22 protein-coding genes and 1 pseudogene are annotated in these 22,547 nt (G+C 38.6%); 12 read left to right on the top strand and 11 right to left on the bottom strand.

The features are described from left to right. Nucleotides 1–113: 113 nt before the first annotated feature. A complete protein-coding gene (locus tag PHT93_RS11040; RefSeq protein ID WP_300242841.1) occupies nucleotides 114–1,778 on the bottom strand; it encodes an AMP-binding protein in 1,665 nt (554 codons plus the stop codon). A 135-nt stretch (nucleotides 1,779–1,913) separates the two neighbouring features. On the opposite strand from PHT93_RS11040, the gene mtaB reads away from it, so the two are divergent. The 3 genes from mtaB to PHT93_RS11025 are packed head-to-tail and all read left to right on the top strand — an operon-like array spanning nucleotide 1,914 to nucleotide 5,141. Next, complete coding sequence (mtaB, locus tag PHT93_RS11035; RefSeq protein WP_300242839.1) at nucleotides 1,914–3,233, top strand: tRNA (N(6)-L-threonylcarbamoyladenosine(37)-C(2))-methylthiotransferase MtaB; 1,320 nt, start codon at nucleotides 1,914–1,916, stop codon at nucleotides 3,231–3,233. Nucleotides 3,234–3,240: 7 nt separating this feature from the next. Further along, nucleotides 3,241–4,128, top strand: coding sequence for a lysophospholipid acyltransferase family protein (locus tag PHT93_RS11030; RefSeq protein ID WP_300242837.1), 888 nt, complete (start codon nucleotides 3,241–3,243; stop codon nucleotides 4,126–4,128). Next, a complete protein-coding gene (locus PHT93_RS11025; protein WP_300242864.1) occupies nucleotides 4,125–5,141 on the top strand; it encodes a glycosyltransferase family 2 protein in 1,017 nt (338 codons plus the stop codon). Before PHT93_RS11030 ends, PHT93_RS11025 begins: the two co-directional genes overlap by 4 nt. Nucleotides 5,142–5,145: 4 nt before the next feature. Here PHT93_RS11025 and PHT93_RS11020 read toward each other — a convergent pair whose 3' ends face one another. The 3 genes from PHT93_RS11020 to folB are packed head-to-tail and all read right to left on the bottom strand — an operon-like array spanning nucleotide 5,146 to nucleotide 6,845. Continuing rightward, a complete protein-coding gene (locus PHT93_RS11020) occupies nucleotides 5,146–5,838 on the bottom strand; it encodes an HAD family hydrolase (protein ID WP_300242835.1) in 693 nt (230 codons plus the stop codon). Beyond that, nucleotides 5,838–6,476, bottom strand: coding sequence for a MarC family protein (locus PHT93_RS11015; RefSeq protein WP_300242833.1), 639 nt, complete (start codon nucleotides 6,474–6,476; stop codon nucleotides 5,838–5,840). Before PHT93_RS11015 ends, PHT93_RS11020 begins: the two co-directional genes overlap by 1 nt. 9 nt (nucleotides 6,477–6,485) lie before the next feature. After that, on the bottom strand, nucleotides 6,486–6,845 hold the full coding sequence (gene folB, locus PHT93_RS11010) for a dihydroneopterin aldolase (RefSeq protein ID WP_300242831.1): 360 nt from the start codon (nucleotides 6,843–6,845) through the stop codon (nucleotides 6,486–6,488). 90 nt (nucleotides 6,846–6,935) lie between these two features. Here folB and PHT93_RS11005 point away from each other — a divergent pair, with 90 nt between their 5' ends. After that, nucleotides 6,936–7,310 carry a polymer-forming cytoskeletal protein gene (locus PHT93_RS11005; protein ID WP_300242830.1) on the top strand — a complete coding sequence of 125 codons (375 nt, stop codon included), beginning with the start codon at nucleotides 6,936–6,938 and terminating at the stop codon, nucleotides 7,308–7,310. A 32-nt stretch (nucleotides 7,311–7,342) separates the two neighbouring features. On the opposite strand, the gene PHT93_RS11000 is transcribed toward PHT93_RS11005, so the two are convergent. The 7 genes from PHT93_RS11000 to PHT93_RS10970 are packed head-to-tail and all read right to left on the bottom strand — an operon-like array spanning nucleotide 7,343 to nucleotide 14,005. Continuing rightward, a complete protein-coding gene (locus PHT93_RS11000; protein WP_300242828.1) occupies nucleotides 7,343–8,434 on the bottom strand; it encodes an ABC transporter permease in 1,092 nt (363 codons plus the stop codon). A gap of 18 nt (nucleotides 8,435–8,452) precedes the next feature. Beyond that, nucleotides 8,453–9,547 (bottom strand): ABC transporter permease, encoded by a 1,095-nt coding sequence (locus PHT93_RS10995; RefSeq protein ID WP_300242826.1) that lies wholly within the window; start codon nucleotides 9,545–9,547, stop codon nucleotides 8,453–8,455. A gap of 6 nt (nucleotides 9,548–9,553) precedes the next feature. Beyond that, entirely contained in the window at nucleotides 9,554–10,288 is a 735-nt protein-coding gene (locus PHT93_RS10990; RefSeq protein WP_300242824.1) for an ABC transporter ATP-binding protein, read from the bottom strand. Then, nucleotides 10,285–11,199 carry an ABC transporter ATP-binding protein gene (locus PHT93_RS10985; RefSeq protein WP_300242821.1) on the bottom strand — a complete coding sequence of 305 codons (915 nt, stop codon included), beginning with the start codon at nucleotides 11,197–11,199 and terminating at the stop codon, nucleotides 10,285–10,287. Before PHT93_RS10985 ends, PHT93_RS10990 begins: the two co-directional genes overlap by 4 nt. Then, nucleotides 11,199–12,092 (bottom strand): HlyD family efflux transporter periplasmic adaptor subunit, encoded by an 894-nt coding sequence (locus PHT93_RS10980; RefSeq protein WP_300242819.1) that lies wholly within the window; start codon nucleotides 12,090–12,092, stop codon nucleotides 11,199–11,201. Before PHT93_RS10980 ends, PHT93_RS10985 begins: the two co-directional genes overlap by 1 nt. Nucleotide 12,093: 1 nt before the next feature. Beyond that, nucleotides 12,094–13,371 (bottom strand): TolC family protein, encoded by a 1,278-nt coding sequence (locus tag PHT93_RS10975; RefSeq protein ID WP_300242817.1) that lies wholly within the window; start codon nucleotides 13,369–13,371, stop codon nucleotides 12,094–12,096. A gap of 4 nt (nucleotides 13,372–13,375) precedes the next feature. Further along, complete coding sequence (locus PHT93_RS10970; protein WP_300242814.1) at nucleotides 13,376–14,005, bottom strand: TetR/AcrR family transcriptional regulator; 630 nt, start codon at nucleotides 14,003–14,005, stop codon at nucleotides 13,376–13,378. 153 nt (nucleotides 14,006–14,158) lie between these two features. On the opposite strand from PHT93_RS10970, the gene PHT93_RS10965 reads away from it, so the two are divergent. From PHT93_RS10965 to PHT93_RS10930, 8 genes and pseudogenes are all read left to right on the top strand, one after another. After that, nucleotides 14,159–14,764 (top strand): TlpA disulfide reductase family protein, encoded by a 606-nt coding sequence (locus PHT93_RS10965; protein WP_300242812.1) that lies wholly within the window; start codon nucleotides 14,159–14,161, stop codon nucleotides 14,762–14,764. 196 nt (nucleotides 14,765–14,960) lie between these two features. Beyond that, nucleotides 14,961–16,070 (top strand): NEW3 domain-containing protein, encoded by a 1,110-nt coding sequence (locus PHT93_RS10960; RefSeq protein WP_300242810.1) that lies wholly within the window; start codon nucleotides 14,961–14,963, stop codon nucleotides 16,068–16,070. Between the two features lie 3 nt (nucleotides 16,071–16,073). Beyond that, nucleotides 16,074–16,721 (top strand): annotated as a pseudogene (locus tag PHT93_RS10955) (ABC transporter ATP-binding protein); the annotation flags it as partial. A 316-nt stretch (nucleotides 16,722–17,037) separates the two neighbouring features. Next, a complete protein-coding gene (locus PHT93_RS10950) occupies nucleotides 17,038–18,012 on the top strand; it encodes an ABC transporter permease subunit (protein WP_300242808.1) in 975 nt (324 codons plus the stop codon). A gap of 282 nt (nucleotides 18,013–18,294) precedes the next feature. Next, nucleotides 18,295–19,560 (top strand): carboxypeptidase-like regulatory domain-containing protein, encoded by a 1,266-nt coding sequence (locus PHT93_RS10945; RefSeq protein ID WP_300242806.1) that lies wholly within the window; start codon nucleotides 18,295–18,297, stop codon nucleotides 19,558–19,560. A gap of 53 nt (nucleotides 19,561–19,613) precedes the next feature. After that, complete coding sequence (locus PHT93_RS10940) at nucleotides 19,614–20,165, top strand: RNA polymerase sigma-70 factor (protein ID WP_300242804.1); 552 nt, start codon at nucleotides 19,614–19,616, stop codon at nucleotides 20,163–20,165. Beyond that, nucleotides 20,162–21,019 carry a FecR domain-containing protein gene (locus PHT93_RS10935; protein WP_300242802.1) on the top strand — a complete coding sequence of 286 codons (858 nt, stop codon included), beginning with the start codon at nucleotides 20,162–20,164 and terminating at the stop codon, nucleotides 21,017–21,019. The genes PHT93_RS10940 and PHT93_RS10935 overlap by 4 nt, the downstream gene beginning before the upstream one ends. Before the next feature lie 16 nt (nucleotides 21,020–21,035). Then, nucleotides 21,036–22,547: carboxypeptidase-like regulatory domain-containing protein (locus PHT93_RS10930; protein WP_300242800.1), on the top strand; the 1,512-nt coding region annotated here is incomplete at its 3' end.

Raw genomic sequence — 22,547 nt, 5'->3', positions numbered from 1 at the left:
TGGTTTTTTATTGATTGAAGAATAAAGCAAAATGCCAACGTAAAACTATAAAAGAAATGTTTTACGTTGGCATTTTTGTTTATTTCCAACACCCCAAAACGGGTATTATTTTCTTAATAGTTGCTATACAAATAACGTTTGATACTCTTCTTTGGAGTTTTTTCAAACTCTGTCGGATATAATTGTATGGCAGAGACAGATTCATACGAAGCCAACATTTTATTGAGTTCGATTCTATTTTGTTCCATAACATTGGGTAGATCAGCGTGAGAAATACCCGAATTATCTAAGGCGTCATAATCCGGATAGACCAATGCTACAAGTTTACCGTTTCGTTCTACAACCACGCTTTCTAAGATAAAGGACTGGTTATTGAGTTTGGATTCGATTTCTTCAGGGTAAATATTCTGTCCACTTGCACCCAAAATCATCGTTTTGCTGCGCCCACGGATAAAAATACGTTGTTCTTTGTCTATAGTTCCCAAATCTCCGGTACGAAGCCAACCATCTTCTGTAAAGACATTTTCTGTGGCTCCTTCATTTTTGTAATATCCCTTCATTACATTTTCACCCCGAACCTGAATCTCTCCGACTGTATTAAGTGGGTCTTCAGAGTCGATACGTACTTCCATAATGCCTTTAAGGATATGCCCGCACGAACCGGGCACAAAATAGCGATTGTTCGTATAGCTTATTAATGGACCGCATTCCGTCATCCCATACCCAACGGTAAAAGGAAATTTAATTTTATACAAGAAATCAACTACTTCCTGGTTCATTGCTGCGCCACCTACTATTACTTCCCGGAAACGCCCTCCAAGAGCTTCTATCAGACCCTTACGGATTTTTGTGTAAATGCGATTGTCAAGGATGGGAATATTTAAAGCAAACTTAAGTGCCCGTTTATTTAATTTAGGCAGAATGGTTTTCTTGTATATTTTTTCCAGAATTAACGGAACGGTCAGAATAAGATTCGGCTTAACATCTGCAAAAGCCTGCAATAATATTTTCGGAGATGGCACTTTTCCTAATAAATAGACATGTGCTCCGACGGCCATTGGAACTAAAAAATTAAAAGCGCAGCTATAAGCATGTGCCAAAGGGAGAAAACATAAAACATGATCGCCTCTATACATCAAATCCAATGTTTGAGCATAAGTTACGTTACCGGCCAGATTATTACCCGTTAACATAACACCTTTACTAAATCCCGTTGTGCCTGAGGTATAATTGAGTAATACAACTTCATCATTTCCTGTTTCAACATATTGGATATCTTCAGCGGTAAATCCGGAAGGATATTTTGCCAACATCCGATAGTCCATATCCCGAACAACTTCTCCGAGTTTCCTTCCACCCCGTTCATGTATGCAGTGAAAATCAGAAAGAGAGAATACAGCTCTGATTCCTCTCATCTTTTCCTCTTCCAGCGTATCCCAGATACGGGGCGTTACAAACAACAATATGGATTCGGAATGGTTAAGAATATGATGTACATCATTCGGATTAAAATCCTGAAGGATAGGAACAATTACAGCACCATATGTTACCGCAGCCATATATACCATACACCAATGTGCAGAATCTTTCCCAATCAAGGCTATTTTATCGCCTTTCTGGATTTTAGCTTCTTCAAAAAGAATATGAATACGGGCAATACGATCTGCAACATCCCCAAAAGTATAGGAATTATTTTTACTATAATCGGTCAAGGCAGGAAGATCCCAGTTTCCCTTAAAACTCGATTCATATATCTTTATAAAGTTCTCTTTTACCATAGCACAAATACCTAAATAGTGTGCAAAAATAAAGACTCGCCATCAGATAAACAATTAAATCGAGTATTAACTTATCGGTTTTATGTAACTTTGCGCTCAATTTTGTATTAATATTAAGATAGAGACTATTGGTAAATGATAGATACTACCGTTTTTGAAAATAAAATTGCGGCATATTATACTCTTGGTTGTAAACTAAATTTTGCGGAAACGTCCACTATAGGAAAGTTATTGGCCGAAAAAGGTATTCGGAAAGCCAGAGCCGGAGAAACTGCCCATATCTGCGTGGTTAATACTTGTTCGGTTACAGAACTTGCCGATAAAAAATGCCGTCAGGCTATTCGGAAAATCAACAAACAACATCCCGGCTCTTTTGTTGTCGTTACAGGATGCTACGCACAATTAAAGCCGGAAGAAGTCGCAAACATAGAAGGTGTAGATCTGGTGCTTGGAGCCGAACAAAAATTAGATATTATTGAGCATTTAGACAACTTCGACAAGAAAGTTTCCGGCGGAACGATTGTTACATCTAAAACGAAAGATATCCGTGTATTCACTCCTTCCTGTTCGTCTGATGACCGTACGCGCCACTTTCTAAAGGTGCAAGACGGATGTGATTATTATTGTTCGTTCTGCACGATCCCCTTTGCACGCGGCCGTAGCAGAAACGGTACGATTTTAAGCATGGTTGAACAGGCCGAAGAGGTGGTAAGAAAAGGAGGTAAAGAAATTGTATTAACGGGTGTCAATATCGGTGATTTCGGAAGAAGTACAGGCGAAACTTTTTTAGACTTGATTCATGCTTTAGATGAAGTAGAAGGTATAGAACGTTATCGTATCTCGTCAATTGAGCCAAACCTGATTACCGACGAAGCCATAGATTTCGTAGCTGGCAGCAAACGATTTGCTCCGCATTTTCATATTCCGCTACAAAGTGGTTCTGATGAAGTCTTAAAACTTATGCGTCGCCGTTATGATACATCTTTATTTCGCCATAAAATTGAAAAAATAAAAGAAGTTATTCCAAATGCATTTATCGGAGTAGATGTTATTGTAGGTACGCGCGGTGAGACGGATGAATATTTTGAAGATGCATATCGTTTTATTGAAGATCTGGATATTTCGCAGCTACATGTATTCAGCTACTCTGAACGTCCCGGCACGCAGGCTCTTAAAATAGAGTACGCTGTAGATGCTAAAACAAAACATCAGAGAAGTCAACGGTTATTAGATCTCTCTGACAAAAAGCTACATGAATTCTACGAACGTTATATCGGAAAAGAAGCCATTGTATTATTTGAGCACACTCGCAGAGACGAATTAATGCATGGGTTTACAGAAAATTATATTAAAGTAGAAATGCCTTTCAATAATTTATTGATTAATACGCCAAAAAAAGTTATTTTAGGCGATTGGAATGAAGACAAATCTGCTCTTTCAGGCTTGTTAATTTGAGAAGAGAATGTTAACTAAAATAGAATACGCAATATTATTCGCATGGACTAAATTGCATGCCATGCTCCCACTAAAGATACTTTATGTGCTTTCTGATATTTTATATGTATTAATATATAAGATATCTAATTATAGAGTTAGGGTAACAAGATCAAATATCAGGGCTTCTTTCCCGGAGAAAACTGAAGCAGAGAGGCGCGATATAGAGCGTCGTTTTTATCATCATTTTGCGGATTACATTGTTGAGACAATCAAACTGGGACATATTTCCGAAAAAGAAGTACAACGAAGAGCATTTCTGAATAATCCGGAACTAATTGACCGACTAATGGATGAAGGTCATCCGTGTGTAATTATGCTTATGGGGCATTACGGAAACTGGGAATGGTTCACCTCTGCCGGCTCATTTTTTAAGGACGCCAATGTTTTTCAAGTATATCGCCCATTAAAAGATAAGGCATTTGACAATTTATTTATTTATCTTCGTACCCGATTTGGGTCTAAGGGTATAAAAAAGAATGACACCATACGAGATGTTATAACACTTAACAAAAACAAAACACGTTCATGTGTGATTCTTATTTCAGATCAAACACCAAGTAAAGCGAATTTACATTATTGGACAAAATTCCTGAATCAGGAAACTGCGGTGTTAACAGGCGGGGAAAGAATCGCAAGAAAGTTCAATTTACCCGTTATATTTGCGGACACAAAGAAAAAAGAAAGAGGACTTTATACCGTTGATTTTAGACTTATAACTGATAAACCTCAGGAAACGCCTGAGTTCTGGATCACAGAGCAATATGCTCGTTTAATGGAAGAATGCATCTTACGAGATCCGGCGTATTGGTTATGGACACATAAAAGATGGAAGCACAAAAAGAAAGAAGAATGATTAAATTAGCCGTTGTTATTTTAAACTGGAATGGAAAGGCTTTGATGGAAGAATTTCTTCCGTCAGTTGTCGAAAACACACCGCAAGAACAAGCAGAAATAGTTGTGGCAGATAATGGCTCTACAGATGGATCGGTAGATATGCTAAAGAAAAAGTTTCCGCAAATACGACTAATCCTGTTAGATAAAAATTATGGATTTGCAGAGGGGTATAATCAGGCGTTAAAGCAGGTAGATACTCAATACACTGTCTTACTTAACAGCGATGTAGAGGTAACTCCCGGATGGATTGATGCACCTCTGAAAATGTTAGAGAATGAAAAAAATATTGCAGGAATACAGCCTAAAATACTCTCACAACGCAATAAAGAATATTTCGAATATGCTGGTGCTGCAGGCGGTTTTATGGATCGATATGGATATCCTTATTGTAGGGGGAGAGTATTACATGCAATTGAAAAAGATCTGGGTCAATACGATATTCCAATAGATATTTTGTGGGCTTCGGGTGCTTGTTTTTTTATTCGTACTGAAGTTTATAAGAAAGAGGGTGGATTAGATGGTCAGTTTTTTGCTCATCAGGAAGAAATTGATCTTTGTTGGCGACTTCGTTCCCGCGGCTATCGTTTAATGTGTACTCCGGCTTCGGTAGTATATCATGTAGGTGGAGCAACACTAAATGCGGAAAGCCCTCACAAAACCTACCTCAATTTTAGAAATAACTTGTTGATGGTATATAAAAATCTACCGGAAGCCGATTTAAAGCATGTTATGAAAGTGCGTTTCTGGTTAGATTATCTTGCAGCACTTAAGTTTCTTTTAACTGGTCATAAAGAGAATGCAAAGGCAATTTACAAAGCGAGACAGGAGTTCTTTCAGATGAAAGAGTCATACACGCCTATACGAGAAGAGAATCTGAAGAAAACAGTTTTGTCTATCATTCCCGAGTTATTACGTAGGAGCCTGATCGTCTCTTTTTACTTCAAAAGAAGACATCGCTTTCTGACGGTATAAAAAGCTAAGGTAATAATCCGATAATATCCCAAAGAGAATCAGCCGTATAGAACCGGGAGTTAACTACCGGTTCTTCTACACGTTCGTGTTCCCAAGTCATGTGATAGGGTACATGCACAGCATAACTGCCCAAGGCCAACGGAGGTAGAATATCCGAACGGAGCGAGTTGCCAATCATCATAAATTCTTCAGGAAGCACGTCGATGTGTCGTAGTAGTTTGCCATATTCACGTTCTGTTTTGTCACTCATTATCTCTACATGATGAAAAAGATGCTCGAGTCCCGATGAAGCTAACTTCCGTTCTTGATCAAGCAAATCCCCTTTGGTCACTAAGATAAGTTCATAACGTCCGACCAAAGCATTCAACGTCTCCTCTACCTCTTCGAGCAATTCCACAGGTTGCAAAAGTTGTTTTTTCCCTAATTCAACAATTTCACCAACAACAGAAGCCGGCAAACGTCCACCGGCAACTTTATGCGCCGTTTCAATAACAGAAAGAATAAATGCTTTTACACCATAGCCATACAACGCCATATTATTGATCTCTGTTCGATATAATTCAGCCGCAATTGTTTCCTTATCAGAGAAATCAGCCATCAATTCATAAAATAATTGTTCTGTTTCCCTAAAAAACACCTCGTTCACCCACAAGGTATCGTCCGCATCAAAACCGATCTTTTTAAGTCCCTCAATCATCAAACCTGTCGTAATATATCAATCAATACCGGACGTAGTCCACTCACAAAACAGTCTATTGCAATAACCATCAATATCAATCCCATTAAGCGCATCATCACATTATTACCTGTTTCACCTAAAACTTTCAGGATTCGGGTTGAAGCCCTTAGGATAATGTATGAAAGCAGATAAACCAAAGCTATAGCAGCAATTAATGTCGCCTTCATGGAGATATTCTTGGCATCTTCCATTAATAGAATTGCATTTGCAATTGCCCCTGGCCCACAGAGCATAGGAATAGCAAAAGGCGTTACCGAAATATCATTGGCATACGTTTTTATTTCTTCTTCTTTTAGTTTGATTTTGGCTATTCTTGCCTGAAGCATATCGTAACCTATAACAAAGATGATAATCCCTCCTGCCATACGTAAACCATTTGTCGAAATTCCAAAGAATTTAAACAAGAACTGCCCCGTGAAGGCAAAGACAACAAGAGTAACAAAAGCAACAAGAGTTGCCCGCTTAACCAGAGTTTGTCGTTCCGCTTCATCCATTCCGGTAGTCATTGTAAGAAAGACCGGCATTGTACCTAATGGATTTGTAAGCGTAAAAAAGGAAGTAAAACACAATAAGGCAAAAGGAATCAGCGTATCCATATACTATGATCAATAAATTTGTTGAACAATTACAGAAGCACTATATACGTCCCCCTCAATGGGTGGATTAAGTTTCGAGACTTTCAACTCTATGGCGGATAACTGTGAAAAATGTTGTTTCAGTGAATTAATTATTCTCCCAGCTACATGCTCCAGCAAATTAGAGGGTATATTCATTTCCAATTTCACAATATCATAAACTATGGCATAATTAATTGTATCATCCAATTTATCGCTTTGCATTGCTTTTTCAAGAGGTACGGTCAGGAGAATATCTACAACAAACAAATTTCCAACACTGCGCTCTTGTTCAGCAACGCCATGATATGCATAGAGTTTAATATTCTTTAGTTCAATCCGGGTTGTCATGTTTTTGATTTTAGCGGTAAAAGTAGCGAAAAGAGAGAGATTCTGCCAAAATATAATTCTATATTTGCAGTAAAGCATATCTAAAACACTATGATTGGAAATAAAAATAAACCAGAAGTTATTGCAGGAGGTGGACTTCACAACACGTTGGCTGTTGGTACGAAAGTAAAAGGAGACATTTCTATGGAAATCGACTTTAGACTTGACGGAAGTATTGAAGGTAATATTAAATGTGGATCAAAGATTGTTGTAGGTCCGAAAGCAGAAGTTAACGGCAATATAGAGTCAGTAAATGCAGAAATAGCCGGAAGGTTGATCGGGACAATACGGACGAGTGAGAAACTAATTATAAAATCTACAGCAGACATACAAGGGGATATTTTTACTCAGATCCTTGAAGTAGAACCGAACGCAAAAATAAATGGGGCCTGCAGTATGAGTAAAGAAACTCCTAAAGCTAAATAATATTTTGTAAGGATCATTTATCACAGTTCGACTTAGCTCTTTTTCCTGTATCCAATAACAGCCAGTGTATTAAAAAAGACAGCAAACGCACAGACAATTAAGAGATGTCCTGTAATATCGGTAAACAGGCTTCCTTTCAGATAGATCATACGCATTACTTCTACGAAATAGCGTATCGGATTGAATAATGTAATTGTCTGTGCCCAATCAGGCATACTACTAATTGGAGTAAACAATCCGCTCATCAGAGCAAAAAGCATGTTACAAAAGAACATAGTAAACATTGCCTGTTGTTGTGATGCAGATATTGCAGATACAGCCAATCCCAATCCTGTCAGAGCTACAAGATAAATGGCGGCAAAAACGTAAATGGCCAATACATTTCCGTCCGGAATAAAGCCATATACGATCCAGGAAATAAACAGCCCAAGGGTAAGAATAATAAGTCCAATAACCCAAAAGGGTATTAATTTAGATAATAAGAAAATACTCTTTGGTACAGGGGTAACGTTGATTTGTTCTATTGTTCCTTTCTCTTTCTCGGAAACTATATTTAAGGCAGACAGGAAACCTCCTACCAGAGTGAGCAAAAAAGCTAATATACCAGGTACCATATAAGCCTTATAATCCAAATAAGGATTAAAGAGATGGGTATTTTTTATCTGAACAGGAATAGTCACATCCGGAGATATCTGTTCAATATTATATTGACGGATAATGGATGCAAGATAAGACGTTCCGATACCGGCTTTTGTACCATTAACTGCGTTAGCAGTGATTGATACGCAAGCACTCCTCTCCCGCCCCAGATCTTTTTCTAACCTTGCCGGATATTCAAGAATTAGATCTGCACTATTCTTCTCCATAAAGGGCAAGGCGGCTTCATAACTATCCTGAGTTGTCGTCAATTTAAAATAACCGGAAGAAAGTATCTTATCGGTTAGTTCGGTAGTAACAGGCGAACAGTCATTGTCCACAACAGCCAAGTTCACATTCTTCATCTCGAAATTAGCGGCAAACGGAAGTATGATCAGCTGCATGAGCGGCATAATTAACATCATCCGAAGAATAAGAGAATCTCTTTTTATTTGTTTGAACTCTTTTTCTAATAAGAAACGTAACATTCTCATTGTGTTCATAAGCTATTCCAAACGGACTTTAAAACGTTTGACACTCAAGACAATCAACACCAAGGTCATCACAACTAAAATACTGATTTCCGGAAGTATTTCGGTCACTCCCAAACCTTTTATCATCACATCTCGTAAAGCTACAATATACCAGCGTGCCGGTATCAGGTTAGAGAGTTGTTGTAATATCCATGGCATATTTTCTACAGGAAACATCATGCCACTTAACAAGATTATAGGCAACATCAGCGCAATCCCACAGATCAACATCGCTGCTTGCTGAGTTTTTGCGATAGTTGAAACAAACAAACCTAAAGTTAAAGCCAGCAGAGCATAAAGCAGGGAAAGCATGATAACAAGAAAAAGACTGCCTTTTATCGGTACGTCCAACAGAAAATAGGCCAGAGACAGAATCGTGAGAATATTCACTAAGCTGATCAACAAATACGGGGTTGCTTTAGCTAAAATAATATATACAGGCTTTAAAGGAGAAACGAGAAGGACTTCCATACTGCCATATTCTTTCTCGCGTACTATGCCGACCGATGTCATAATAGAACAAATAAGAATCAGAATCATCCCCATAACACCTGGCACAAAGTTATAAGCATCTTTCATCTGTGGATTATATAGAAGACGAACAACTGGTTTAATTCCAACAGAAGAGACTATATAATCTTTCGTCAGCTCCGTATTGATTATAGTAGTAGCATATTCAACTAAAGAAGTTGCCTCGTTAGGATCTGAAGCATCCGTTAATAGTTGTACCTCTGTTCCCGTCTGTCTGTTCTCTTCAAAGTCAGGAGGGAACACAATAGCCATTCGTATTTTATTCTTACGAAAAAGTGTTTCTATCTCTTCGTAAGAAGAGACTTGTTTATAGATAACGAAATATTCGCTTGCGGCTAAACGATCGATAATACGTTGTGTTGTGCTATTTTTACTTTGATCAAAAACGACAAAACGGGTGCTCTTTATCTCTGTAGTGATAGCATAGCCAAACAAGATGACAAGGACAATAGGGATTACCATCATAGTTATCGTAGTTCTTGAATCCCTGAAAATATGATAGAACTCTTTCTTAAGAAATGATTGAAACTGCTTCATCCGATTTTATTCTCCTCTCCCTGCTTTACGGGCTAATGAATAAAAAACATCATTCATAGTCGTTGTATTAAATTGTTTTTTCAACGCAGACGGAGAGTCTAAAGCATCGACTCGGCCGTCAACCATGATAGATACACGGTCACAATACTCTGCTTCATCCATATAATGGGTCGTAACAAAAACTGTTATTCCCCGACGCGCCGCCTGATAGATCAATTCCCAGAACTGTCGCCTTGTCACTGGATCTACTCCGCCCGTAGGTTCATCTAAAAAGACAATCCGAGGATCGTGCAGAATAGCTACTGAAAAAGCTAATTTCTGTTTCCAACCTAATGGAAGAGAATCAACTAATGTATCCCTTTTATCTTCCATATGCAGGACAGCCAACATGCGGTCTGTTTTTTCTTTCAATTGTTTGTCGGACAGCCCATATATACCTCCGAAAAGACGAATATTCTCCCACACTTTCAGATTTCCATAAAGAGAGAACTTCTGACTCATATAGCCTATATGCTGTTTGACCGGCTCTGCTTGTTTGTAAATATCATATCCTGCAACCTTTGCTTCTCCGGAAGTCGGTTTCGATAAGCCACAGAGAATACGCATAGCCGTTGTTTTGCCGGCTCCGTTAGCGCCAAGGAAACCGAAGATTTCACCTTCTTTCACCTCAAAACTGATTTTATCTACTGCGGTAAAATCTCCGAATTTCTTCGTTAGTTCGCGTACTTCAATCACATTCATTGGTCATCCTCCCCAAAATCCATAAAACAATCTTCAACTGAAGGCTCAAGTCTTTCAATAAGGACATCTTCATGACCTTTCATTCTTAAATAGGCAGCCAAATCATCTGCTTTATCATTTTCCTCTTTAAAAATAAAATGATGACAATCACCAAATGCGTGACAAGAATAAGTTTGCGGATATTCTCTTGCATCTAAGAGCAATTGATATAGTTCTTTTCCTTTAAGCGACCATAGTTTATGAGGGAATGAAGCACAAATTTGTTCGGGTGTATCCGTACGTAAACAAGAACCGTTTCGCATCAAGGCTATACGATCACAACGTGAAGCCTCATCCATATACGGGGTAGATACAATGATAGTAATATTCTGCTCTTTTATTCGGGAGAGAATATCCCAGAACTCTTTTCGGGAAACCGGATCTACACCTGTTGTCGGTTCGTCTAAGAAAAGCACACGCGGACGGTGAATAAGTGCGCAACAAAGGGCTAATTTTTGCTTCATACCCCCTGATAATTTTCCGGCACGTCGTTTTGAAAAAGGTTCGAGTTGCACGTAAATATCATGTATCAGGTCATAATTTTCCTGAATTGTCGTTTTAAAAACAGTAGCAAAAAACTCCAGATTTTCTTCAACCGACAAATCCTGATACAATGAAAAACGACCGGGCATATAACCGGAAATTGTCCGTATCTGTCGCCAGTCTTTGCGCATATCCAGACCACAGACCGTTGCATCACCTTTATCGGGCAGCAACAAGGTAGTCAACATCCGGAATAAAGTAGTCTTCCCTGCTCCATCCGGACCGATCAGTGCGAATAGTTCACCGGAATTAATACTCAGAGAAATATCCCGCACAGCAGTAACATTTCCGTATGACTTTGTTATATGACTTATTTGTACACTATTCATCAGAACTTGACTTCACCGTATTGTCCGATCTTCAGATAACCGTCATTTTTTACAGCAATCTTCATCGCATAAACTAAATTAGCCCGTTCATTTTTCGTTTGTACTCCTTTAGGAGTAAACTCTGACTTATCCGAAATCCAAGTAATCGTTCCCGCATATTCGCGTTGTTTACCTTCTCCAAAATCCGAATAAACAGAAACCGACTGTCCCGCTTTTAATTGAGACAATTGATCTGCAGTTATATAAGCACGAAGAAATAACAAATCCGTATCCGCTATTTTATAAAGCGGTTTACCGGGAGATGTGATTTCACCGGCTTCTGCATATTTGATTAAAACAGTACCGGTCAACGGATTTACGATTCTGCATTTGGCAATCATATCATCTAACTGCATCACTTGAAAGACGAGTCCTTCAGCTTCCGCATCTGCCCTGCTGAATGTTTTAGACAACGAAGACTGTTGCGCATCCAATTGTTTGTGCAAAAATTCAATCTGATGTACAATATCATCCAATTGTTTCTGATTACCGGCTTTAGCCTTGACTAAGTTTTCCATACGCTGACGTTCAGACTTAGCCGTTGCTATCTGTTGTTCCAAAACAGCAATCTGTTTACGGATATCAGGCTTGGCAATGTCCACAGCACGAAGCCCGGCGCCTAATTGTTCTTTTTTATAATAGAGCTGAAGACTATCCACACAACCTACTTCTTCTCCGGCACTAAGTTTATCTCCTTCTTGCAGATCAAACCGGAGAATTTTGCCTGTAGCTTCTGAGGAAACGATAACTTCTGTCGCTTCAAAAGCACCTGTAGCATCAAATTTATCTGATTTGTTGCCACAAGAATTAAACATAAAAACAGCGGCTATAGCCGGATAAACTATCTTTTTCATATTATTCATTATTCGTTATATACATCAATTGATAAACAGCCATGAGACGCTGCGTATGATGAATAGTGGCAGTCTGACGCGCTATATCCTCAGCATTAATTTCACGAATCAGGTCAGATACAGAGATTACACCATTTTTCAATTTCATTTCTGCCGCTTTCTTTACGTTGTTTCTAAGGCGAATAATTTCATCGTCCGATTGCATTAGACGTGTAATCTTTTGTATTTCTTCATTTTGATTGATCAATTGCATCTTGGTGTTAAACAGGAACGTTTCTTTATTTATATCAATCCGGTTGCGCGCCACATCTACTTTCCTGCGGTCATTCCCGACAGTATATAAACGACCTAAGTTCCAGCTCATCCGTACTCCGGCTATATAAAAAGGATTAAATTCATCTTCCAGCATATTTAAGCCCGGTCGACCGTAACCTGCTTGAACAAAGGCTCCTATACGAGGCATTAAACTTGCGGTTATAGCTTTATTCTGGGACTCTGTATATAAAAGTTGAGCCTGAAAAGCCTCTAACTCGGGACGTTTGATTTCTAAGGATGGATTTCCAACGATCAATGTAGGTTTCTCCAACACCCATTCATCCGTATTATCCACACCGGTAAAATAAGAAAGCATACGTAAATAAGCCGTTTTAGATGCTTTAAGTTCCGTTTCACGTTGGCGTACATTGAGCAACTCTACTTCCAGCAATTCTCTGTCGGACTCATTTGCCATCCCATTAGTCATCAAAGCCTCTATCCGATCCAGATTGACCTGTAATTCGTTTTGTAAGAGCTGATTCTGTTGTAACAGATCTTCTTGTAAAAGACAACCGAAATAAAGTTGGTTTACGCGGTCTTTTAAGGTATATAATTCACTTTGCAACTGCTTCCTGCTTGCTTCTGCTTCTGTTTTTGTCAAAGCTTTGGCTGAACCGGAAACACCTCCATCCCAAAGCGTCTGGCTTAGTTCTGCAGCAACCTGATATTGATCTTTACTCAAGGACGGTATAGACAAATCAACGGGAAGTTTACTTACATCAATCGGTAACTTTGTCACCTCACTTTGATAAGAAGCTTTAGCACTAATATTTAGTTGCGGCAACCACGATTTACCGGCATTAGACAAGTTGTATTGTTCCGCCTGATCAATCAATCCGTATTGCCGGATCTGAGGATAGTTCTGCTCCGCCCAGTGATAACATTGAGAAATAGTAACTTCCTGCTGCGCTACAGAAGAGATACAACCACCAAAAACAAACAATAGTAACAAATAAGCTTTCATTGTATTACTTATTTTCCGGTTTAAGCAAGTGTTCTATAATTCCATATACCAATTCAACCCGTCTGTCTAAAAAAGCATCAAATTCGTCTTCGTTACCATTCAGAAAGATGGTAGTCAGAGGCGTTTTGATTAAAAAAGGGAAGATAACTAAACTGATAAAGGTTGAAACCAAGTCAACAATCGGCATCTTTCTGATATTGCCTTTTTCCATCTCGTTGTTAACAAATTGTTGTAACTTCAGGATAGGCGCAATACGCTCAGGATCTTTTAATACAGCATGAAACAAATGTTGTGGATCGCGCTGTAATTCATTAACAACAAAAAGCGGAATCAATTCATTTTCTCGGATCGTCTGCAAATATAAAGATATGATTTTCTTAACCTTTTCAGGATATGACGATTCAGATTCTACAATCTGGTTAACATTAGGAAGAATCATATTCATTAGTTTGCCTAATATAGCATCAAACAACATTTCTTTTGTCCGGAAATAATAATTCAATGATGTTCTTCCGATTCCTGCTTCAAGAGCTATATCTCCCATTGTGGCCGCTTCAAATCCTTTGCGGATAAATACCTGTTTAGCAGCCTCTACTATACGACTTTCTACATCTTTTACTTCTTCTTGTCCCATAATTATTCCTATATAGACATATTCGTCTGACTAAAGTGTTTGACATAGGTGTCAAATATAGGGATTTTTATTTCCCTCCAAACTATTTTACGATTTTTTTTATCTTTGACTAAAAATAATTTTCCCTATTATTCAAATATTAATTTACGCCTCATGAAAAAATTAGTTGTATTTGCTTTAGTTATTCTATGTATAGGTAGTATTTCTTGTAAAAAATCAACAAAACCTTCCGAAGCAACGACTACGGAAAATTCCGAGAATAAAAGTGCGGAAAGTACTTCCGAATCAGTAGCAGACGACCGGGGTTATATTGTAAGCGTTGGTGATCAGGCACCCAACTTCATCATCGAGTATTTAGACGGAACAAAAACTCAACTCTCCCAGTTAAAAGGCAAATTGGTGATGCTTCAATTCACGGCAAGTTGGTGTGGAGTTTGCCGTAAAGAAATGCCTTTCATTGAAAAAGATATCTGGAGTAAACACAAGAATAATCCTAATTTCGCTCTTATCGGAATTGATCTTAAAGAAGACAAGGAGACAACGGCTAAGTTTGCAGATCTAATGAAAGTAACCTACCCGCTTACTTTAGACACTGATGGCTCCCGTTTTACTTTATTTACGGCGCCAAAAGCCGGTGTAACGCGCAATATTATCATCGACAAGGATGGTAAAATAGTGCTATTAACCCGCCTTTTCGAAACAGAAGAATTTAATTCGATGGTTAAGTTTATCGATAATTATCTGGAAACTAATTTTTAAAATATTTCATTAAAAAAGGATGCTTCAAATACTATTTTGGGGAGCATCCTCGTTTTTTTATCTTTTTTAAAATCATTTAGGAAAAACTTTTTCTTCTACGCTATATTTTTGGGCTTCGTATTGTTAATCATTAAAGATTGAGGAGGAATTTTTTATGTCAATGCGAAACACAAACTTTATTTTTTTACTTGTATTTTTGACAGCATTTACTTTATCAGCTAACGAAGCTGTCAATTCAGAGAAGCTCACTAAGCTTTACACCCCTTTTACGAAGATTTCTATTCCGCCGGGTGAATCCATGAACTTCAGTATCGACCTCATCAACAATAGTGATGAGAAGCTTACCACAGACATTTTTGTCTCCGGGTTACCACGTAGTTGGGAATATTCGTTGAAATCGGGAAACTGGACAATCAATCAACTGTCGGTTTTACCTGCGGAGAAGAAAAGTGTATCCTTAAACGTAAAAGTACCGCATCAGGTAAACAAGGGGAATTATCCCTTTCGTGTTATTGCTCAGGGATGTGATACCTTACAATTAAACATTAACGTGTCCGAGCAAGGCTCTAGTAAGTCGGAATTTACCTGCGATCAGATTAATATGCAGGGAAATTCAAAATCTACATTTACGTACAATGCAGTACTTCGTAATCAGACATCAGAGGAACAATTGTACGCTCTTACTGCAGAATCACCACGTGGATGGACGGTTAATTTCAAGCCGGATTACAAACAGGCAACATCTGTCAATGTCACAGCTAATGCGACCAAGAACGTGACTATCGAAGTAGTTCCACCTGCCACTGTTGCAGCAGGAACATACAAAATACCGCTGCGTGCTTCCACTTCATCGACATCGGCAGAACTGACTATCGAAGCGGTTATCACAGGTACATATACCGTAGAACTGACTACTCCAAGAGGATTATTAAGCTCTAATCTGACTGCCGGAGAAAACAAACAAATTGAACTTGAAGTGAAGAATACCGGATCGGCAGAACTAAAAGACATTAAATTAAGTGCAAGTTCTCCTGTTGATTGGTCGGTTACCTTCCAACCCGCACAGATAGAACGGCTGAATGCCGGTGAAAGCGTGCGCGTGATAGCCTCTGTCAAAGCTTCGTCTAAAGCCATTGTCGGAGATTATGTTACTCGTATGGAGGCAAAAACACCTGAAGCAACATCCACTGCGGAGTTTAGAATTTCAGTAAAAGCATCTTTATTAGCCGGTTGGTTAGGGGTCTTTATTATTGTAATTGCTTTAGGAGGAGTTTATTTTTTGTTCAGAAAGTACGGAAGGAGGTAAATAATGAAAGAACCGATTATTGAAATTACCGGCTTAACAAAAAAGTACGGCAATTTTACAGCGGTCGATCATTTAAACCTCACTATCCGGAAAGGTGAAGTATTCGGACTTTTAGGACCGAACGGAGCAGGTAAATCCACCACTATTTTAATGTTATTAGGACTTACCGAACCCACCGAAGGAAGTGTAAGTGTTTGTGGTTTTAATTCGGCATCTCAACCGATTCAGGTAAAGAAGATGGCCGGTTATTTACCTGAAAATGTAGGGTTTTATGAAGATCGTACGGGATTCGACAATTTAGTATATACCGCGAAATTAAATGGATTCACGTCCAAACAGGCTGAAGAGCAGGCTTGGGATGTACTGAAGCGCGTGGGAATGACCAATGAAGCAAAGAAGCTGACCGGTAAATACTCGCGTGGTATGAGACAAAGATTAGGATTAGCGAATGTATTAATTAAAAATCCGCAAGTGATTATATTAGATGAACCGACACTTGGATTAGATCCTTCCGGTATTCGCGAATTACTGGATTTGATCGTCCAGTTAAGTCGTGAAGACGGTATCACGGTTCTCTTCTCCTCTCACCATCTGCATCAGGTACAACGGGTCTGTGACCGCGTGGGACTTTTTGTTAAAGGAAAATTATTAGACGAGGGCGACATTCAATCGTTGTCTAAACGTTTATTTGCCGATAAGCCGGTAATTATTACGATAGGATCTGACTCATTTCCACAGCGACTACAGTCTGCTGATTTTTCAAAACTGGAAAAAAGATTAAAGGAAATAGAATCGATAAATGCAATAAATATTGTTGATGAACGATTGGTGTTGACCTGTTCAAGCGACGTAACAGCAGAAATCGCAAAACTGTTCGTCACGTTTGATTACCCTTTGAACCACTTAGTAAAAAGAGAATACGGTTTGGATGATATTTATAACCTTTATTTTGAAGGAGGTGTAAAAAATGAAGAATAAGAAACATACTGAAAAAAGACAGAATCCTTTTACCGTTATCGTACAGAAGGAAATTTCAGATCAAGTGAGAAGTCTGCGTTTCCTTATCCTTCTGGCTATTATTGTGCTAACCTGTACGGGCGCCATGTACACCGCCCTGACCAATATAGCAGGCAGTGTCAAGCCCAATGATCCGGAAGGTAGCTTCTTTTTTCTGAAGCTCTTCACGATCTCGGACGGAACAATGCCTTCTTTTTTAGTTTTCATTACATTTCTGGGACCGGTATTAGGTATTTGTATGGGATTCGATGCCATCAATTCGGAACGCAACAGAGGAACATTGAGTTTTATGCTTGCCCAGCCCATACCGCGTGACTATCTTATAAATGCCAAGTTTACAGCCGCTTTTATCGTGATCAGTATCCTGTTATTTGCTTTAGGATTTCTGACCACTGGATTGGGACTGATAATAGTAGGAATTCCTCCTACGGTGGATGAGTTTTTCCGAATAGTTCTGTTTCTATTAATAGCCTGTGTTTACGTTGCTTTCTGGCTTAATTTGTCTATACTCTTATCTGTACAATGTAAACAAGCGGCAACATCGGCACTTGCGGCCATTGCCATCTGGCTTTTCTTTAGCGTATTCTATAATATGTTAGTGAATCTGATAGCAAAAGGGATTGCTCCTTCGGAATTTGCATCCGCCAATCAAATGGTTTATTTCCAACGATTCGTATTAGACCTGCTGCGGGTAGATCCGGCACATTTATTTAATGAAGCAACCTCAGCTCTGCTCATACCCTCAGTGCGGAGTCTCGGACCGCTCACTATGGAACAAATGGTCGGTTCTCTACCTACTCCTTTATCGCTGGGACAAAGTTTAGCAGTGGTCTGGCCTCAACTAACCGGGTTAATAGCCGCTACCGTTATTTGTTTTGCTCTTTCTTATGTCTCATTTATGAGAAGAGAGATTCGATCCAGATAAGAATTAACGGTAGTATATACAATATTCAAAAAAGGAATAACAGCTACATGGAGCAGAAAAATATATATTAATTTAACCCCTTCAAACGGGCTTAATTTTATCGATTGAAAATCAAAGTAAAATTTGGCGTAAAAATATAAAGGTTATTTTTGCAAAAATATCCTTTATATTTTTTTTCTTATTACTATGTGATTTTTGTGCCATTAGAGCATAGGGTATTTCTCTCCTCAACGATCTTATAGATAGAAATGGATTAGTAATACTCAAAATTCAATGGCAATTATGAAAACACTTTTTAATCAAACGGCAGTTATATCGCTCTTTATTCTTGGGTTATTAGTCGGAGCGATTAATACAAAGGCACAGGAGGCAGTTCCCACTGATTATATTACGGTTAGCGGTATTGTGAAAGATAAGCAATCCAAAAAGAAACTGGAATATGTAAACATTTCGGTACGGGGAACCAATATCGGAACAATCACTAATAGGGAAGGGGAATTTTCGATCAAACTACCGGCATCACCTCAAAAAACAATGGTGGAGATTTCACACTTAGGTTATCTGAGTATGCAGATTCCGGTAAACGGAATTAATCTTTCCGACCTGACTATTTATCTTACTCAAAACACAAACGTATTGGATGAAGTAGTCATCCGGGCGCGTGATCCGCGTTTTTTAGTTGAAGAAGCACTAAACAAAGTTCCCGAGAACTATAGCGACAAGCATAGTATGTTGACCGGTTTTTATCGCGAAACGGCACAAAAAGGACGTAGGTATATTACTATTTCGGAAGCAATTATTGACATCTACAAAACGCCTTATTCTAAGGACGTGGATTTAGATAGAGTGCAAATCTATAAGGGGCGCAAACTGTTGAGTCAGAAGAAAGGAGATACGCTTGCTGTTAAATTATTAGGCGGACCAAACTTATCGATCTTTCTTGATGTAGTCAAAAACCCGGATTTGCTATTAAACAAAGATGAGCTTTCTTTTTACACCTTCAGGATGGAAGAACCCGTAATGATTGACAACCGCCCACAATATGTAATCAGTTTTATGCCGCAGGTTATTATGCACTACGCGTTGTATTACGGTAAACTATACATAGATAAAGACAAATTGGCTTTTACCAGAGCGGAGTTCAACCTCAGCATGGACGACAAAAACAAGGCAACGCAAGCGATTCTGAAAAAGAAACCGTTCGGTCTGCGGTTCAAACCGGTTGAAGTTTCGTTCTTAGTCAACTACAAACAACAAAATAATAAAACCTATTTGAGTTATATACGCAATGAAGTACGCTTCAAATGCGATTGGAAACGACGTCTCTTCTCTACCAACTATACGATTATGTCGGAAATGGTGGTCACAGATATTAAAGAAGAGAATGTAACAAATATTCCGTACAAGGTTTCTTTCAAAGCAAGTCAATCACTTTCCGACAAAGTGTCGGCCTTCGCAGATGAAGACTTCTGGGGTAATTATAACATTATCGAACCGACCGAATCTCTGGAATCGGCTGTGAATAAATTAAGGAAACAAAAAAGATAAGAAAAAGGTTCTTTTACTATATATTTGAGGTTAAATCCTTTATTTCAAACCGCATGTTAAACGATTTATTATTGTTGACAAAGATCAAAGAGGGGGATGTGAAAGCTTTTGAAGTACTTTTCAAATCTTATCACACTCCTCTTTGTCTCTATGCGGCCGGAATAACGGGAAACATGGCGGTAGCCGAAGAAATTGTTCAGGATATTTTTTATTATTTCTGGAAAGAGCGGGAAAGGCTACCGCTGTTCAGTTCTCTTAAAGGGTATCTTTACCGGGCTGTTAGAAACGAATCTATTCAGTTCTGTGAACACCTGAATGTAAGAAACAAGTACAAAGAGATCATACTGGCAAATACGGCTGAAGCATCATCTTCTGATCCCCAAGATAGTATTGAATATAAAGAGTTGGAAGAATTAATTAATGGTACACTCAGGAAATTGCCGGAAAGGCGTTTGAAAATCTTCTGTATGCACCGTTTTCAGGGAATGAAATATGCGGAAATAGCCAGATCGCTTTCTGTATCTATAAAAACAGTAGAAGCGGAAATGACGAAGGCATTGCAAGCGTTAAGAAAAGAAATTGAAAATTATCTATATATAACATGACACAAAATCAAAACAAAGCGAAAACAGATGCCGCCTGGAACAGGCTATATGGCAGATTGGAAACGGATGGCCTTCTTTCTACTACTAATGAGCGGAAAAGAGCTACTCTGATACGACCTGTTTTTTACCGGTGGGCTGCGGCTATCGCTGTTATTTGTATTTCTGCAGCTTCTTTGTTTCTGTTAGCAAAATCGGATAAGATCGACAAGGAGAATTTCCTAACATTACAAAATAAAAAAGGAGCTGTCACGCTTGTTACCACCTTAGAAGATGGTTCGATCGTATATCTTGCTGACAATACAAAATTAGACTACCCAATCCACTTCGAGAAAAAAACACGTGAAGTTTTTTTAAAAGGAAATGCGTTGTTTGATGTGACTGGCAATAAAGAAAGGCCTTTTCTTATCGAAACGAAAGATATTCTTGTAGAAGTATTGGGGACTTCATTTTATATCAAAGATGAAACAGGTACAGCTTTCGAATTAGCCGTTAAACGAGGACGTGTGAAAGTAATCCGAAAAAAAAACGGACAACAGAAATTAGTAATTGCCGGAGAAACCGTACGTTTATTATCCGACAAATTAACGGTTAGCCAGACAGAGAATAATACCCTCTTCGATCATTATACGAACAAGATACAATTTAAAGACGAGACTTTGGGCAATATTCTTCGGGTAATCAACAGAACGTCTGACGGACTAAAATTAGAAGCTATACCGGAATTAAACAACCGTCCGCTAACATTTACCTTTTCAAGTAATTCTCCGGAAAACGTGGCGCAATTAATTTGTTTAGCTTTAGACCTGACCTATACAAAAAAAGATGGAATACTATTGATCTCCGAGATGAATTAAGAAAATATATCTTAAAATGAAACCACATGTTCCTTATATCAAAGTCCTGCTTGTATGTATGCTGCTCTTTACATACCTGCCGATATATGGAATAAACCCCAATGATCCGTTAGATCAGAAAATAACGCTTCCTCGTGCTAAAGGAACAATCTACCAACTATTGAATAAAATAACGGAACAGACAAACTTATTATTTATATACGACAGCCGGATAATCAACAACGAACAGAAAGCGAATATCTCAAAAGGGCAATATACGATCCGGGAAGCGATATATAAAATCACTCAAAATCCAACACTCTCACTCCGTCTCATTGACAATCATATTTTAATCCATCTTCCCACCGAATTTATTGAAAAAACAGCTAAAAAAACAGATTCAATTCCCCCTGTCGAGTATTTCACTATAACCGGAACATTGTATGACAAGGACACACAGGAGCCGATCATTTATGCATCCGTAGGCGTTATGGAAGCCGGAATAGGAACAATCACCAATCAGGAAGGAGAGTTCCGTTTGCGCCTGCCTCTCTCCTACCGCGCTGCCACATTACACTTCTCCCATTTAGGATACCGCCCGGAAGATATATCCTGCGAAATTCTTGCTGACAAATACAGCACATTCGCACTCGAACCAAACACCGTCTCATTGCAAGAGGTCATTGTAAGAGCAGTGAATCCGAGAACTTTACTAAACGAGATGCTATATAAAAGAAAAGAAAATTATGTACAAACCTCGGTCTATTTAACCAGTTTCTACAGAGAAGGTATAGAGCGAAAAAAAGGAATGGTCGCTCTGAGTGAAGGCATATTTAAAATACATAAAACACCATTTTCAAGTCATGTCCCCGATCAAGTAAAGCTACTAAAGATGAGACGCGTCAGCAATATAAACGAACGGGACACCATCATAACAAAAATAAAATCCGGAATTAACGCCTGCCTGATGCTCGACATCATCAAACAAGTACCGGATTTTCTACGCGCAGAAGAAGAGAGTCCTTATATATACACCCATTCATCAATAACGGTCATTGATAATCGTTATGTAGATGTTATCTCATTCGAGCAAAAAAAAACGCATACAGAACCTCTATACAAAGGAAATCTATATATTGACAAAGAAAACAAAGCTTTACTCAAAGCAGAGTTCGAAATACAACCCGACCATATAAAAAAAGCAACCAACATGTTCGTTGAACGAAAAAGCCGCAACCTCCAGATCACCCCTATAGAAATAAAATACACGATATCCTACAAAAACTGGAATGGCAAATATTACATCAGCCACGTACGAGGCGACCTTAACTTCAAAATAAAGAAAAAAAGGCAATTATTCTCCTCAACGAACCTACATACCTGGTTCGAGATGGTAACATGCAAAATAGAAGAAAACGACGTATCCCGTTTCTCCAGATCAGAAACCCTATCCACCCGTACAATCTTTGCAGAAACAAAGTTTGAATACGACAACAACTTCTGGGGCGAATTCAACATCATCATCCCCGAAAGCGAACTCAACGAAGCA

It is taken from the genome of Massilibacteroides sp. (assembly GCF_028705895.1).
In the GTDB taxonomy this organism is placed as follows: Bacteria; Bacteroidota; Bacteroidia; order Bacteroidales; family Tannerellaceae; genus Massilibacteroides.
Note: the sequence above shows the minus strand (reverse complement) of the source record. Positions and strands in the feature narration are given on the sequence as shown.

What these genes read in the sequence shown, in the direction of transcription:
- PHT93_RS10935 (WP_300242802.1), top strand. Translation starts at nt 20,162, where the DNA reads ATGACACAAAATCAAAACAAAGCGAAAACAGATGCCGCCTGGAACAGG.
- PHT93_RS11025 (WP_300242864.1), top strand. Translation starts at nt 4,125, where the DNA reads ATGATTAAATTAGCCGTTGTTATTTTAAACTGGAATGGAAAGGCTTTG.
- PHT93_RS11005 (WP_300242830.1), top strand. Translation starts at nt 6,936, where the DNA reads ATGATTGGAAATAAAAATAAACCAGAAGTTATTGCAGGAGGTGGACTT.
- PHT93_RS11000 (WP_300242828.1), bottom strand. Translation starts at nt 8,434, where the DNA reads ATGTTACGTTTCTTATTAGAAAAAGAGTTCAAACAAATAAAAAGAGAT.
- PHT93_RS10980 (WP_300242819.1), bottom strand. Translation starts at nt 12,092, where the DNA reads ATGAAAAAGATAGTTTATCCGGCTATAGCCGCTGTTTTTATGTTTAAT.
- PHT93_RS10940 (WP_300242804.1), top strand. Translation starts at nt 19,614, where the DNA reads ATGTTAAACGATTTATTATTGTTGACAAAGATCAAAGAGGGGGATGTG.
- PHT93_RS11030 (WP_300242837.1), top strand. Translation starts at nt 3,241, where the DNA reads ATGTTAACTAAAATAGAATACGCAATATTATTCGCATGGACTAAATTG.
- PHT93_RS10985 (WP_300242821.1), bottom strand. Translation starts at nt 11,199, where the DNA reads ATGAATAGTGTACAAATAAGTCATATAACAAAGTCATACGGAAATGTT.
- PHT93_RS10950 (WP_300242808.1), top strand. Translation starts at nt 17,038, where the DNA reads ATGAAGAATAAGAAACATACTGAAAAAAGACAGAATCCTTTTACCGTT.
- PHT93_RS10975 (WP_300242817.1), bottom strand. Translation starts at nt 13,371, where the DNA reads ATGAAAGCTTATTTGTTACTATTGTTTGTTTTTGGTGGTTGTATCTCT.
- mtaB (WP_300242839.1), top strand. Translation starts at nt 1,914, where the DNA reads ATGATAGATACTACCGTTTTTGAAAATAAAATTGCGGCATATTATACT.
- PHT93_RS11020 (WP_300242835.1), bottom strand. Translation starts at nt 5,838, where the DNA reads ATGATTGAGGGACTTAAAAAGATCGGTTTTGATGCGGACGATACCTTG.
- PHT93_RS10990 (WP_300242824.1), bottom strand. Translation starts at nt 10,288, where the DNA reads ATGAATGTGATTGAAGTACGCGAACTAACGAAGAAATTCGGAGATTTT.
- PHT93_RS10995 (WP_300242826.1), bottom strand. Translation starts at nt 9,547, where the DNA reads ATGAAGCAGTTTCAATCATTTCTTAAGAAAGAGTTCTATCATATTTTC.
- PHT93_RS10970 (WP_300242814.1), bottom strand. Translation starts at nt 14,005, where the DNA reads ATGGGACAAGAAGAAGTAAAAGATGTAGAAAGTCGTATAGTAGAGGCT.
- PHT93_RS11040 (WP_300242841.1), bottom strand. Translation starts at nt 1,778, where the DNA reads ATGGTAAAAGAGAACTTTATAAAGATATATGAATCGAGTTTTAAGGGA.
- PHT93_RS10965 (WP_300242812.1), top strand. Translation starts at nt 14,159, where the DNA reads ATGAAAAAATTAGTTGTATTTGCTTTAGTTATTCTATGTATAGGTAGT.
- PHT93_RS10945 (WP_300242806.1), top strand. Translation starts at nt 18,295, where the DNA reads ATGAAAACACTTTTTAATCAAACGGCAGTTATATCGCTCTTTATTCTT.
- folB (WP_300242831.1), bottom strand. Translation starts at nt 6,845, where the DNA reads ATGACAACCCGGATTGAACTAAAGAATATTAAACTCTATGCATATCAT.
- PHT93_RS11015 (WP_300242833.1), bottom strand. Translation starts at nt 6,476, where the DNA reads ATGGATACGCTGATTCCTTTTGCCTTATTGTGTTTTACTTCCTTTTTT.